At 63.8% G+C, this 12,427-nt stretch carries 12 protein-coding genes and 1 riboswitch; of the genes, 5 read left to right on the top strand and 7 right to left on the bottom strand.

The features are described 5' to 3' along the window. Window positions 1–11: 11 nt before the first annotated feature. The gene (locus BSF79_RS05985; RefSeq protein ID WP_090268942.1) at window positions 12–656 is read left to right on the top strand and encodes an LON peptidase substrate-binding domain-containing protein; all 645 of its coding nucleotides are present in this window, start codon (window positions 12–14) and stop codon (window positions 654–656) included. Continuing rightward, complete coding sequence (locus BSF79_RS05980; protein ID WP_090268941.1) at window positions 653–835, top strand: Trm112 family protein; 183 nt, start codon at window positions 653–655, stop codon at window positions 833–835. The genes BSF79_RS05985 and BSF79_RS05980 overlap by 4 nt, the downstream gene beginning before the upstream one ends. Before the next feature lie 8 nt (window positions 836–843). Here the strand turns inward: BSF79_RS05980 and BSF79_RS05975 are convergent, their stop codons facing one another. From BSF79_RS05975 to thiB, 3 genes are read right to left on the bottom strand one after another with little or no spacing between them, the layout of a single operon-like run. Further along, window positions 844–1,539 (bottom strand): thiamine ABC transporter ATP-binding protein, encoded by a 696-nt coding sequence (locus tag BSF79_RS05975; protein WP_090268940.1) that lies wholly within the window; start codon window positions 1,537–1,539, stop codon window positions 844–846. Further along, the gene (locus tag BSF79_RS05970) at window positions 1,526–3,079 is read right to left on the bottom strand and encodes an ABC transporter permease family protein (RefSeq protein ID WP_090268939.1); all 1,554 of its coding nucleotides are present in this window, start codon (window positions 3,077–3,079) and stop codon (window positions 1,526–1,528) included. The genes BSF79_RS05975 and BSF79_RS05970 overlap by 14 nt, the downstream gene beginning before the upstream one ends. Next, entirely contained in the window at window positions 3,055–4,032 is a 978-nt protein-coding gene (thiB, locus tag BSF79_RS05965) for a thiamine ABC transporter substrate binding subunit (RefSeq protein ID WP_090268938.1), read from the bottom strand. The genes BSF79_RS05970 and thiB overlap by 25 nt, the downstream gene beginning before the upstream one ends. Before the next feature lie 35 nt (window positions 4,033–4,067). After that, window positions 4,068–4,179: riboswitch (TPP riboswitch) on the bottom strand. Between the two features lie 91 nt (window positions 4,180–4,270). Between thiB and aroC the strand changes: the two genes are divergently transcribed. Both aroC and BSF79_RS05955 read left to right on the top strand, forming a co-directional pair. Next, window positions 4,271–5,386 carry a chorismate synthase gene (gene aroC / locus BSF79_RS05960; protein ID WP_090268937.1) on the top strand — a complete coding sequence of 372 codons (1,116 nt, stop codon included), beginning with the start codon at window positions 4,271–4,273 and terminating at the stop codon, window positions 5,384–5,386. A 90-nt stretch (window positions 5,387–5,476) separates the two neighbouring features. Further along, the gene (locus tag BSF79_RS05955; protein ID WP_090268936.1) at window positions 5,477–6,367 is read left to right on the top strand and encodes an extracellular catalytic domain type 1 short-chain-length polyhydroxyalkanoate depolymerase; all 891 of its coding nucleotides are present in this window, start codon (window positions 5,477–5,479) and stop codon (window positions 6,365–6,367) included. Here the strand turns inward: BSF79_RS05955 and BSF79_RS05950 are convergent. From BSF79_RS05950 to BSF79_RS05940, 3 genes are all read right to left on the bottom strand, one after another. Then, window positions 6,351–7,244, bottom strand: coding sequence for a DMT family transporter (locus tag BSF79_RS05950; protein ID WP_090268935.1), 894 nt, complete (start codon window positions 7,242–7,244; stop codon window positions 6,351–6,353). The genes BSF79_RS05955 and BSF79_RS05950 overlap by 17 nt on opposite strands. A gap of 85 nt (window positions 7,245–7,329) precedes the next feature. Then, a complete protein-coding gene (locus tag BSF79_RS05945; RefSeq protein ID WP_090268934.1) occupies window positions 7,330–7,617 on the bottom strand; it encodes an HU family DNA-binding protein in 288 nt (95 codons plus the stop codon). Between the two features lie 132 nt (window positions 7,618–7,749). Continuing rightward, complete coding sequence (locus BSF79_RS05940; protein WP_090268933.1) at window positions 7,750–9,234, bottom strand: AMP nucleosidase; 1,485 nt, start codon at window positions 9,232–9,234, stop codon at window positions 7,750–7,752. A gap of 330 nt (window positions 9,235–9,564) precedes the next feature. On the opposite strand from BSF79_RS05940, the gene BSF79_RS05935 reads away from it, so the two are divergent. Next, window positions 9,565–10,416, top strand: coding sequence for an SDR family oxidoreductase (locus BSF79_RS05935; RefSeq protein WP_090268932.1), 852 nt, complete (start codon window positions 9,565–9,567; stop codon window positions 10,414–10,416). A gap of 76 nt (window positions 10,417–10,492) precedes the next feature. Here BSF79_RS05935 and dxs read toward each other — a convergent pair whose 3' ends face one another. Further along, the gene (dxs, locus tag BSF79_RS05930) at window positions 10,493–12,421 is read right to left on the bottom strand and encodes a 1-deoxy-D-xylulose-5-phosphate synthase (protein ID WP_090268931.1); all 1,929 of its coding nucleotides are present in this window, start codon (window positions 12,419–12,421) and stop codon (window positions 10,493–10,495) included. Window positions 12,422–12,427: the final 6 nt, after the last annotated feature.

Below are 12,427 nucleotides of genomic sequence, written 5' to 3'. Positions count from 1 at the left end.
GATCAACGGACATGACCAGACAGATAGATCTGCCAGATATAATTGCGGTGTTTCCGCTGCCGGGCGCGCTGTTGCTGCCCCGGTCGCGGTTGCCGCTGCATGTGTTCGAGCCACGGTATCTGACGATGCTGGAGGATGCGCTGAAAACGCCGTCGCGGTTGATCGGAATGGTGCAGCCGTGTTTTCACCCCGGATCGGCGTGTTCAGGCCTGCATCAGATCGGCTGCGCCGGGCGGGTGACGCAATTTTCCGAGACCGAGGATGGCCGGTATATGGTCACGCTGACCGGGATTTCACGGTTCCGGATCGTGGCCGAGGTCGAGGGGTTTTGCCCCTATCGCCGCTGCGAAGTGTCGTGGAGCGGGTTCGAGCAGGACCGCGCGGCCGAGGATCAGGATCGCGGGTTCGACCGCGCCGGGTTTATGAAGCTGCTGACGCGCTATTTTCATGCGCGGGAGTTTGAAACCGATTGGGATAGTCTGACGGATGCGGATGATGAGTTGTTGATCAACTCGTTGTCGATGCTGCTGGATTTCGACCCCGAAGATAAGCAGGCTTTGCTAGAGGCGCCGTGCTTGTCGACGCGCCGTGAAACGCTGGTGACGCTGATCGAGTTCGCGCTGCGTGGTGGCAATTCCGAGGAGACGTTGCAATGAGCGAGACCCAATTGTTTGACCGTCGGATGCTGGAGGCACTGATTTGCCCGGTGACCCACGCGCGGCTGGACTATGACGCCGAGGCGCAGGAGCTGATCAGCCGACCGGCGCATCTGGCGTTTCCGATCCGCAATGGCATTCCGATCATGTTGATCGACGAGGCGCGCAAGCTGGACTGAACGGTCCGTTATGCCCCAAGATAGGCCCTGAGCGCGGCGGGCGGTGTTGCCAGAAGTGTTTCGGTGTCCATCGGCGCCGAGACGGTGCCATCGGCGACGACGCTGGCCAGTGGCGCGATGCGGCGGGCATCGTCGGGGTCGTGGCTGACCATCAGCAGGGTGGCGCCGGTTTCGGTCACCAGCGCGGCCACGAGGTCAAGCATCTCGGCCTTGAGCGCGGGGCCGAGCGCCGAGAACGGTTCATCCAGCAAGACAAGGGCGCGGCGCTGTACCAGAACGCGGGCCAATGCGGCGCGGCTTTGCTGGCCACCCGACAGCGTTCCGGGTTTGCGACCGCCAAGCCCATCCAGCCCAACGCGCGACAGCGCCTGAGCGACCTGTTCGTGCTGTGCTGCGCTCAGCCGCAGATCGGGGCGCAGGCCCAGCCCGATATTCTGCGCCACGCTGAGATGCGGAAAATGGTTGTTGTCCTGAAACAGCATCGAGACCGGGCGCTGGCCGGGGGGCTGGCCGGTAATGTCGCGCCCCTGCCACAGCACCCGGCCTGCGGTCGGTTCAAGATAGCCCGCAATCAGGTTTAACAGGGTCGATTTTCCCGCACCCGACGGCCCGATCAGCGCCAGACGCGCGCCTTGCGGGACGCTGAAATCAGCGGTCAGGGAAAAGTCGCCCTGGGTGATCCGCAGCTGTTCAAGCGTCAGCATCGCTGCGCCCTCCTTTGTCGAAAGTCCAGAAGATCGCCAGACTGGCGGCAAGCAGAAGCAGCCCGGCACCGGCGGCGGCCTCCATCCGGTAGGCGCCCATCAGGCGGTACATTTGCAGCGGCAGCGTGGCCTGCTGCGGGTCGGCAAACAGCGTGATGACGCCCAGATCACCCATCGACAGCGCCGCAGACAGCCCAGCGGCAAAGCCAAGCGCGGGCCGGGCGCGCGGCAGATAGAGCCAGCGCAGCCGCGCCCAGCCTGCCATGCCCAACCCGTCGGCGAGCGGGCCGAAATCATGCTCGGCCCGGCGCAGGGCAGGCAGGACGACCCGCAAGGCAAAGGGCAGCGCGGCCAGCGCATTGGCCAGCGCCGTCACCGGCAAGGCAAGGCTGGAGGGGTTGAGCCACGGGTTGATCAGGATGAACAGGCCGGTGCCCAACACCAGTGGCGACATGGCCACACCCAGCAGGCCGATGGCTTCGATCCAGCCGTGACGCAGGGCCGCCAGACCCATGGTGAGCGTCAGCAGCATGGTCAGGCTCATCGACAGCAGAGAGACACAGACCGAGACGATCAGGGCGGAATAGACACTGTTTGGCATGTGCGGCAGGCCTGCCAGCCCTTTGATGACGATCATTGACAGCGGCACCAGAAGGAACAGCGCGGCAAGGGTCAGCACGGTGGCATCTTGCACGCGCAGGGCAAGGCTGTTGGCATCCCAGCGGCGCAGCGCGCGGTCCATGCCTGCGCCCAACCCATCGCCGCGCGACACCCGCAGGGCGGCGAGCGCGGCAGCGCCGACCAGTCCGGTCTGGATCAGCGCCAGCACGGCGGCGCGGCCAAGGTCAAAATCGAAGCGGAATGCCTGATAGATCGCAAGCTCGACCGTGGTGGCGCGTGGGCCACCGCCCAGCGTCAGGGCCACGGCGAAGCTGGACAGGCAGATGGCGAAGATCACCAGAAGCGCGCCGGGCACGGTGGCGCGCAGCATCGGGCGTTCCAGTATGCGGGCGACCTGCGCGGGGCCAAGGCCAAGGCTGGCGGCAAGGCGGAAACGCTCGGCCGGGATCTGTTGCCAGCCTTGCAGCAGGATGCGGGTCGCAAGTGGAAGGTTGAAGAACACATGCGCCAGCACCACGCCGTGCAGGCCATAGATCTGCACCGGTGGCAGGCCAAGCCAGCCCAGCCCGAGGTTGAGCACACCAGAGCGGCCAAACACCGCTAACAGACCCAAAACCGCCACGATGACGGGCAAGATGAACGGGGCGCCCAGCAGGGTGATCAGCACGCGGCGCCCGGCAAACTGTCGCCGGGCCAAGGCGCGGGCGACAGGCACTGCCAACGCAACGCTGAGCCCGGCCGAAAGGGTGGCTTGCAACAGGGTGAAGCGCACGGCGGCCCAGTCGCCGGGGCCGGGCAGAGCGCCGCCCCCGGCAAACCACAACACCGCCAGAACCGGCCCGGCAATCAGGGCAGCGACAGATGCCGCCGCCGCGATGCCGGGCCAGTCACGGGTCATTTGGTCAGGGCCGTCAGCCATTCAGCAAGCGCCTGATCCCGGACCGCGTCGGCCTGATCTGCGGGCACGAGCAGGGCCTTTTGTGGGACGATCATCGTCTCGAACCCGGCGGGAAGGCCGGATTTTGGGGTCACGGCGGGGTACATCCAGTTGGTCGTCGGGATGATCGACTGGAACGCATCCGACACCATGAAGGCAAGGAACTGATCCGCCAGTTCAGGCTGATCGGTGGCCGCGAGTTTGCCTGCGACTTCGATCTGCATGTAGTGGCCTTCGGTGAAGGCGGCCGTGTCTTTGCTGGCGTCTTCTTCGGCGATCAGGTGATAGGCGGGCGAGGTGGTGTAGGACAGGACCATGTCGGCCTCGCCTTCCAGAAACAGGCCGTACGCCTCGGACCAGCCTTTGGTGACGGTGACGATATTGTCGGCCAAACCGGCCCAGATCGCAGGGGCTTCATCGCCGTAAGCGGTTTTGACCCACATCAGCAGGCCGAGGCCGGGGGTGGAGCTGCGCGGATCCTGAATGACGATTTTCAGGTCGCTATCGGCCAATGCGCGGAAATCGGTCGGCGCGCTGAGCGTGGTGTTCTTGACGAAGGCGAAATAGCCCCAGTCGTAGGGCACGAACAGCGGGTCATTCCAGGCGATGGGCAGGTCATAGGCGGCGGTCACGGCATGGGGCGCGAACAGCCCGGTCGCGGCGGCCGCCCCGGTGAGGCTGGTATCGAGGCCCAGAACGATATCGGCGTCAGAGCGCGCGCCTTCGAGTTTCAGCCGCCCCAGCAGGGCCGCGCCATCGCCGGTGCCGACGAATTGCAGGTCGCAGGCGCAGGTTTCCTCGAACGCTTTTTCGACGGCGGGACCGGGGCCCCACTCGGAAACGAAGCTGTCGTAGGTATAGATTGTAAGGACTGGCGTTTCTGCCACCGCTTGGGTGGCCGCGAGCAGTCCCGTGGCAAGTGCAAGATACTTCATGGTATCCTCCTATTTGCGACGGGCGGAGATAGTGTGGAGACTGTCCAGACCTTCCCTCCGCCGGTCTTAACCGGTTCAGGTTCAACGGGTTCACACGATTGCATCTCAGCCAGCTGTTGGTCACATCTGGCACCCCGAGGTGGCGCAACACCTAGCGCCCTGTCCCGGTCCCTTCAAGCCAAAATCGCTTGAGCCATGGCGCTGCCGCCGCTAGACCAGCGACAAAGGAGCCTGCCCCATGAGCATGAACACATTCGGCCATCTTTTCCGCGTCACCACATGGGGCGAAAGCCACGGGCCTGCGTTGGGGGCCACGGTGGATGGATGCCCGCCGGGGGTGGCGATCTCGGAAGAGATGATTCAGCAGTGGTTGGACAAGCGCAAACCGGGGCAGAACAAGTTCACCACCCAGCGGCAGGAAGCCGATCAGGTGCGGATCCTGTCCGGGGTATTCGAGGGCGTGACCACGGGAACGCCGGTGCAGCTGATGATCGAGAACACCGATCAGCGGTCAAAAGATTACGGTGACATCGCCGAGAAGTTCCGGCCCGGCCATGCCGATATCACCTATTGGCAGAAATACGGCGTGCGGGATTATCGCGGTGGCGGGCGGTCAAGCGCGCGCGAAACCGCAGCACGGGTTGCGGCGGGGGGTCTGGCGCGTGAGGCGATCAAGATGCTGGCGCCGGGGGTCGAGATCACCGGTTACATGACGCAAGTTGGCCCGCATGGGATTGATCGGGCACGGTTCGACTGGGATCAGATCGCGCAGAACCCGTTCTGGGCCCCGGATGCGGAAGCCGCCGAGGCGTGGGCCACCTATCTGGGCGAGCTGCGCAAGAGCGGCAATTCGGTCGGTGCCGTGGTCGAGGTGATCGCGCGCGGGGTGCCTGCGGGGATCGGTGCGCCGGTCTATGCCAAGCTGGACACCGATCTGGCCGCCGCGATGATGAGCATCAACGCGGTCAAGGGCGTCGAGATCGGCGAGGGCATGAATGCCGCCACGCTGACCGGCGAAGACAATGCCGACGAGATCTTTATGGGGAACGATGGCCAGCCGGTGTATTCCAGCAACCATGCAGGCGGCATTCTGGGTGGGATCAGCACCGGGCAGGATCTGGTGGTGCGGTTCGCGGTGAAACCGACCTCTTCGATCCTGAAAACCCGGCAGACGATCACCAAATCCGGCGAGGCGGCCGAGATCATCACCAAGGGGCGGCATGATCCTTGTGTCGGGATCCGCGCGGTGCCGGTGGGCGAGGCGATGATGGCCTGTGTGATCCTGGACCATCTGCTGCTGCACCGGGGGCAGGTCGGCGGGCAGATTGGCGAAAATCGCGGCAAGATCGGCTGACTTCCGCCTGCCCGGCCAAAGGGCAATAGAACGGTTACCACGCTGCGCTACAGTCCCCAGTGAGCTGAGGCTGTAAAACGGGGTGGGACCATGATGAGATGGCTTTGGGTTTTTGTTTTGGCCCTGCTGCTTCCGGTGCAGGCCAGTGCCGAGTTGCAACAGCACCGCATTATGGTGGACGGGCTGGCGCGCCATTTTCTGCTGTATACCCCGAAGACGGCGCCGGTGTCGCACACTATGCCGTTGGTGGTTGTTCTGCATGGCGCCGGTGGAACCGGGCAGCAGATAATGAAGAACACGCGCGGGCGGTTCAACGATCTGGCCGAGCGGCACGGGTTTCTGGTCGCCTATCCCGATGCGACCAACAAGGTCTGGGATATTGGCGAGGGGTCGGTCACGGCCCGGACGAGAACCCAGCAGGATGATCTGGCGTTTTTTGCCCACATGGTGGCCGGGATCGCTGCGGCGCACCCCGTTGATCTGCGGCGGGTGTATGCGACCGGAATGTCGCGCGGCGGGCAGATGAGCTATTTCCTGGGGTGTAGTCGGCCGCGTCTGTTTCGGGCGGTGGCCGCTGTTGCAATGCCGTTGCCGGATTTTCTTGAGGGCACATGCCGAGGCGGAGCGCCGCTGCCGGTTCTGGTGATGAATGGCACCGCAGACCCGATCGTGCCCTATGAGGGCGGGCCGCTGACGCTGGGCCGCAAGGACCGCGGGCAGGTGTTTTCGACCGATGCGACGATGCAGATGTTCCGCACGCGCAATCGCTGTGCGAACAAGGTGACCGCGCGGCGCATCGGGCAGGTGCAGCGCTATGACTGGCAGGGATGCGCCGCGCCGACGGTGCTGTACCGGGTCAACGGGGGCGGGCATACGTGGCCCTCGGGCCGGTCGGGGGTGGCGCCCCGCATGGTGGGGCGCACCAATGTCGACATCAACGCGGCTGACGAAATCTGGGAGTTCTTCAGTCAGATCCGCTAGGGGGTGGGGCGATCTGGGGCTGCTTGGACATCTGCACCGCGAGAATGCCTGCGGCGATGACCACGACCCCGATCACATCCAGCGGGCCAAGCTTTTCGCCCAGCAGCGCCGCGGCGATGGCGACGCCAAAGAACGGGTTCAGGAAGTGGAAGGTCGACGCCTTGATCGTGCCGATCTGATTGACCAGCGTGAACCAGACCCAGGTGGCGGCAAGGCCGGGAATCAGCGTGGTGTAAACGAAGGCGACGATCAGTTGCCAGCTCCAGACGATGTGGAAGGGTTCGAACAGGACGGCGGTGACGGCCAGACACGCCGACCCGACCAGCATCTGCAAACCGACGATCATCATCACATTCCCCCCCGAGGAAGCCCCGCGCACCGAGAGCGTGGCCACGGTCAGCGCCGCCGCCCCCAGCAGGCACAGCGCCAGCCCGGTGCGGTCCACGCCCGCCTCGATCCGGGCGCCCATGATCAGCGCGACGCCCGCCACGCCCATCACCAGACCGATGATGCCCAGAAGCGGCAGTTTCTCGCGGAACACAACCCAGCCCGCGAGTGCCACCATCAGCGGCATGGTCGAGGCGATGATCGAGGCCAGCGAAGCCTCGACCCACTGCATGGCGACGAAGTTCAGGCCCAGATAGAGCGCATTCTGGCAGACGCCAAAGATGATCGTGGCGCGCCATTGCGCGCGGGTCAGGCGGAAGGTCTGCCCCAACGCCAGCGCGATCCCGACGCCAAGCACCCCCGACACCAGAAAGCGCAGCGACAACGAGGCCACAGGCGGCGCATAGGCAACGATGACCCGCGCCGACGTGAAGGCCGACGACCACATGAGGGCAAAGGCCAGCCCCATTCCGATTGCACGTAAATTCAAACCCGGCCCCCAACTGCAAAATACGACCAACGAAAAAGGGCCGCCTTGCGGGCGACCCTTTCCGAAACTTGACGTAGATGCAAGCTTAGCCGTTCACGCTGTCTTTCAGCGCTTTGGCGATGGTCATCTTGACCACCTTGTCAGCTTCTTTCTTGATCTGCTCGCCGGTGGCGGGGTTGCGGACCATCCGCTCGGGGCGTTCGCGGCAATAGATTTTGCCAACGCCCGGCAGGGTCACGGAACCACCTTCGGATACTTCTTTGGTGATGATCGCAATGATTGCGTCCAGCGCGGTGCCGGCGGTTTTCTTTTCCGCGTCCATTTCTTCGGCCAGGGCAGCAACAAGCTGTGTCTTGGTCATCGGTTTTGCCATTTCTTGGTCTCCTTTGTCTGCCCGATTACTTGGGCCTCATCGCGCATATTTAACTGTATGTCGTGTGTAAACACAACGAATAGTGGATGCTCGCAAGCCCAAAACAGGTGATTTTTACTTCTTTACGCTAGGTCAGAGGAAGGCAGTTTCGTCAAAACTGCGCAATTTCCGGCTGTGGATGCGCTCCAACGGCATTTCTCTTAACCGCTCCATCGCGCGAATGCCAATCAGCAAATGCCGTGAAACCTGTGTTTTATAGAAATCACTGGCCATGCCGGGCAGTTTCAGCTCGCCGTGCAAGGGCTTGTCCGAGACGCAAAGCAACGTGCCATAGGGCACCCGGAAGCGAAATCCGTTGGCCGCGATCGTGGCGCTTTCCATGTCCAAAGCGACAGCGCGCGACTGGCTGAGGCGTTGCACCGGGCCGGATTGATCGCGCAACTCCCAGTTGCGGTTATCAAGGCTGGCGACGGTGCCGGTGCGCATCACCTGCTTGAGGTCATAGCCTTCGAGCAGGGTTTCCTCGGCCACGGCCTTTTCCAGCGCGATCTGGATCTCGGCCAGGGCGGGCACGGGCACCCAGACCGGCAGGTCATCGTCCAGCACCTTGTCTTCGCGCAGATAGGCATGGGCGAGAACAAAATCGCCCAGGCTCTGGCTGGAGCGCAGACCGGCACAGTGCCCGACCATGATCCAGGCATGCGGGCGCAGCACGGCGATATGGTCTGTCGCGGTTTTGGCGTTCGAGGGGCCAACGCCGATATTGACCAGCGTGATCCCCGACCCATCGGCGCGCTTGAGGTGATAGGTCGGCATTTGCGGCGTCTTTTCAGAGCGCGCAAGCGGCTGGTCGGGGCTGGTGATCTCGACATCGCCGGTCGAAACAAAGCTGCTGTAGCCACTGGCAGGATTGGCCAGCTGACGCCGGGCGTAGGCCTCGAACTCGGAGACATAGAACTGATAATTGGTGAACAGAACGTGGTTCTGGAAATGCGCCGGGTCGGTGGCGGTGTAATGCGACAGGCGGGCAAGCGAATAATCCACCCGCTGGGCCGTGAAAGGCGCCAAGGGTTCGGTGCCGTCCGGGGGCAGCTGAAAGGTGCCGTTGACGATATCATCATTGGTGGTGCTGAGGTCGGGCACGTCAAACACATCGCGCAGGGTGAACTGGGCGGCGCCTTCTTGCGGCACGGTAACCTGACTGTCGCCTGCGACGGCAAAATGCACCGGCATCGGCGTGTCGGACACGCCAATCACCACCGGCACGCCGTGGTTATGCAACAGCAGGCCGATCTGCTGTTCCAGATAATGACGGAACAGGTCGGGCCGGGTGATCGTGGCGGCAAAAGCGCCGGGATGCGACACGTGGCCAAAGCTGAGGCGGCTGTCGATCTTGGCAAAGCTGGTCGTGGTGATCCGCACCTCGGGGTAAAAGGCGCGATACCGGTGCGCGGGCTGGCCGCTTTCCATCGCCTTGGCAAAGTGATCGCACAAAAACCGCGTGGCCCCGCGATACAACGTGATCAGATGCGCCACGGCGGCTTTTGCGTCGTCAAACGCCGTCGCCTCTGGCAGATCAGGCGTCAGGATCTGAATACCCTTGAGATCTTTGGTCAAGACGGGCCTCTTTCTGTGGCATTTACGGTCGCGGCAGTTGCCGTTCAATTGGCCTCAGAACAGGCGGACGTGCAACCCCTCAAACCCACACCGAAGCGTCCGTGTGGCCGCACTCAGGACGCGCGCCAAGGGTGGCGCAGCCCCCCGCCGCCCAAGATTTCCAAGCACACCGGCGCCTGAAACCTGCGCGCTCGGGCTTCTTTCTGACCAAATACTCCCGCCGGAGGCGTCTTCGCATCCTGCCACGCTGAGCTCGCAAAAAAGGCGCGGCCAATCCGAATGGAGGCTTGTAACTCTTGTTCAGAAAGCGATTTCGCGCGATATGGGTACATGGCAAAAACACTTCTTTCTTTTGGGCACGGATATTCTGCGCAGGGGCTGGTACGTCTGCTTGACCCGCGGGGCTGGCGCATCATTGGCACCACGCGCAGCGCTGACAAAGCGGCGGCATTTGCGGCGCAGGGCGTCGAGCCGGTTTTGTGGCCCGATGGCGATCTGACCGAGGCGCTGGCGCAGGCGACGCATCTGTTGATTTCGGCCGCGCCCGATGCGCAGGGCGATCCGGTTCTGGCGCGCTATGGCGCGCAGATCACCACGATTGCCCCGCGGCTGGACTGGGTCGGGTATCTGTCCACAACCGGCGTCTACGGCGATCATCAGGGCGGCTGGGTCGACGAGGCGACGCCGCTTGCCCCCTCGACCAGACGCGGCCAGATGCGGGTCGAGGCCGAGGCGGCGTGGCGCGCCATTCCTGGCCTGCCGCTGCATATTTTCCGGCTGGCGGGCATTTATGGCCCCGGACGTGGCCCGTTCGAAAAGGTGCGCAATGGCACCGCGCGGCGGATCATCAAGGCCAATCAGGTTTTCAGCCGCACCCACGTCGAGGACATCGCCCAGGTGCTGGCGGCCTCGATCGCGCGGCCCAACGCGGGCGCTGTGTATAACGTCTGTGATGACGATGCCGCCCCGCCCGAAGATGTGATCGGCCACGCGGCCGCGCTGCTGGGTCTGCCGTTGCCGCCCGCCGTGGCATTCGAGGACGCCGAGATGACGCCGATGGCGCGCAGCTTTTATGCAGAATCAAAACGGGTGCGAAATGATCGGATCAAGAACGAGCTGGGGGTCACGCTGAAGTATCCCAGTTATCGCGACGGGCTGCCCGCGTTGCTGAAGGCAAGTTAGGTCAGCGCCGCGTCAGTTGGCGGCGGGCAGGATCGCTGTCGGGCAGGCGCGCAGACGAGAAAAGCGAATAAAGACGTCACGCGCGCTTCTCTCCGATATGGGCAATGTTCAACACGTCGAGCACCTTGGTCTCGATATCCGCCGCGTTCATGCCAGCGGTGGTATACATGTCTTCGGGGCTGGCTTGGTCGATAAAGGTATCGGGCAGCACCATGGAGCGGTATTTCAGCCCAGTATCGAACACGCCCTCTTCCGCCAGCAATTGCGCCACATGGCTGCCGAAGCCGCCAATGGCGCCCTCTTCAATGGTGATCAGCGCCTCGTGATCGGCGGCAAGGCCGAGGATCAGATCGCGGTCCAGCGGCTTGGCAAAGCGGGCGTCCGCCACGGTCGGGGTGATGCCGCGCGCGGAAAGCGCCTCGGCGGCTTTTATGACTTCGGACAGGCGGGTGCCGAAGGACAGGATCGCCACGCGTTTGCCCTGCTGGATCATCCGGCCTTTGCCGATCTCGAGCGGTTCGCCGCGTTCGGGCATGGTGACGCCTGCGCCCTCGCCACGCGGAAAGCGAAAGGCGATGGGGCCGTCGTCATGCGCGGCGGCGGTGGCGACCATATGCACCAGTTCGGCCTCGTCCGCAGCGGCCATCACCACCATACCGGGCAGGTTGGCCATGAAGGCCACATCGAACGCCCCCGCATGGGTCGCACCATCGGCCCCGACCAGCCCGGCACGATCAATCGCAAAGCGCACCGGCAGGCGTTGAATGGCAACGTCATGCACCACCTGATCATAGCCACGTTGCAGGAAGGTCGAATAGATCGCGCAGAACGGTTTCATCCCGCCGGCCGCAAGCGCCGCGCTGAATGTCACCCCATGCTGTTCGGCAATGCCAACGTCAAAACAGCGCGAGGGATAGCGTTCGGCGAACAGGTTCAGCCCGGTGCCGTCCGGCATCGCGGCGGTGACGGCAACGATCTTGTCATCGCGCGCGGCCTGATCCAGCAGCGCATCGGCAAAGACGCGGGTATAGGACGGCGCGTTTGACGGGGTTTTCTTCTGCTTGCCGGTGACGACGTCGAACTTGGCGGTGGCGTGGCCGCGGTCGCGGGCCTGTTCGGCCGGCGCGTATCCCTTGCCCTTCTTGGTGATCACATGAATCAGGATCGGGCCGGTGGCGCGGGCCTTGACCGTGCGCAGGACCGGCAGCAGTTGGTTCAGGTCGTGGCCATCAATCGGGCCGATATAGGAAAAGCCCAGCTCTTCGAACAGGGTGCCGCCGACGGCCATGCCTTTCAGCATGTCCTTTGCGCGTTTGGCCCCTTCGCGGAAGGGACCGGGCAGCAGGCTGACGGCGCCCTTGGCGGCGGCTTTCAGGTCTTGAAACGGTTCCTCGGCGTAAAGCCGCGACAAGTAGGACGACAGCGCCCCCACCGGCGGGGCGATCGACATTTCATTGTCATTGAGAATCACGAACAGGCGCTTTTTCAGGTGGCCCGCGTTGTTCATCGCCTCGAACGCCATGCCGGCGGACATCGAGCCATCGCCGATCACCGCAATCGCATCACCCAGCCCGCTTTCGATATTGCCACCCAGGTCGCGGGCCACGGCAAACCCCAGCGCGGCGCTGATCGAGGTCGAGCTGTGCGCGGCGCCGAAGGGATCATAGGGCGACTCGGATCGTTTGGTGAACCCACTGAGGCCGCCTTTCGTCCGCAAGGTGCGGATACGTTCGCGCCGCCCGGTCAGGATCTTGTGCGGGTAACACTGGTGGCCCACGTCCCAGATCAGTTTGTCGCGCGGCGTGTCGAACACCGCATGCAGTGCCACGGTCAGTTCGACCACGCCCAGACCCGCGCCCAGATGCCCGCCGGTGACCGACACGGCTGACACGGTTTCGGCCCGCAGTTCATCGGCGATCTGGTGCAGTTGCGCATCGCTGAACCGTTTCAGGTCGGCGGGGATATGGACCTGATCAAGCAGGGGCGTCTGGGGTGTATCGGGCATTGGCCC

Origin of the sequence: Thalassovita taeanensis (assembly GCF_900110775.1) — a bacterium.
Taxonomy (GTDB): Bacteria; Pseudomonadota; Alphaproteobacteria; order Rhodobacterales; family Rhodobacteraceae; genus Litorimicrobium; species Litorimicrobium taeanense.
The sequence above is the reverse complement of the archived record's forward strand: the minus strand, read 5'-3'. Positions and strand labels throughout refer to the sequence as shown.

What these genes read in the sequence shown, in the direction of transcription:
- BSF79_RS05985 (WP_090268942.1), top strand. Translation starts at nt 12, where the DNA reads ATGACCAGACAGATAGATCTGCCAGATATAATTGCGGTGTTTCCGCTG.
- BSF79_RS05980 (WP_090268941.1), top strand. Translation starts at nt 653, where the DNA reads ATGAGCGAGACCCAATTGTTTGACCGTCGGATGCTGGAGGCACTGATT.
- BSF79_RS05975 (WP_090268940.1), bottom strand. Translation starts at nt 1,539, where the DNA reads ATGCTGACGCTTGAACAGCTGCGGATCACCCAGGGCGACTTTTCCCTG.
- BSF79_RS05970 (WP_090268939.1), bottom strand. Translation starts at nt 3,079, where the DNA reads ATGGCTGACGGCCCTGACCAAATGACCCGTGACTGGCCCGGCATCGCG.
- thiB (WP_090268938.1), bottom strand. Translation starts at nt 4,032, where the DNA reads ATGAAGTATCTTGCACTTGCCACGGGACTGCTCGCGGCCACCCAAGCG.
- aroC (WP_090268937.1), top strand. Translation starts at nt 4,271, where the DNA reads ATGAGCATGAACACATTCGGCCATCTTTTCCGCGTCACCACATGGGGC.
- BSF79_RS05955 (WP_090268936.1), top strand. Translation starts at nt 5,477, where the DNA reads ATGATGAGATGGCTTTGGGTTTTTGTTTTGGCCCTGCTGCTTCCGGTG.
- BSF79_RS05945 (WP_090268934.1), bottom strand. Translation starts at nt 7,617, where the DNA reads ATGGCAAAACCGATGACCAAGACACAGCTTGTTGCTGCCCTGGCCGAA.
- BSF79_RS05935 (WP_090268932.1), top strand. Translation starts at nt 9,565, where the DNA reads ATGGCAAAAACACTTCTTTCTTTTGGGCACGGATATTCTGCGCAGGGG.
- dxs (WP_090268931.1), bottom strand. Translation starts at nt 12,421, where the DNA reads ATGCCCGATACACCCCAGACGCCCCTGCTTGATCAGGTCCATATCCCC.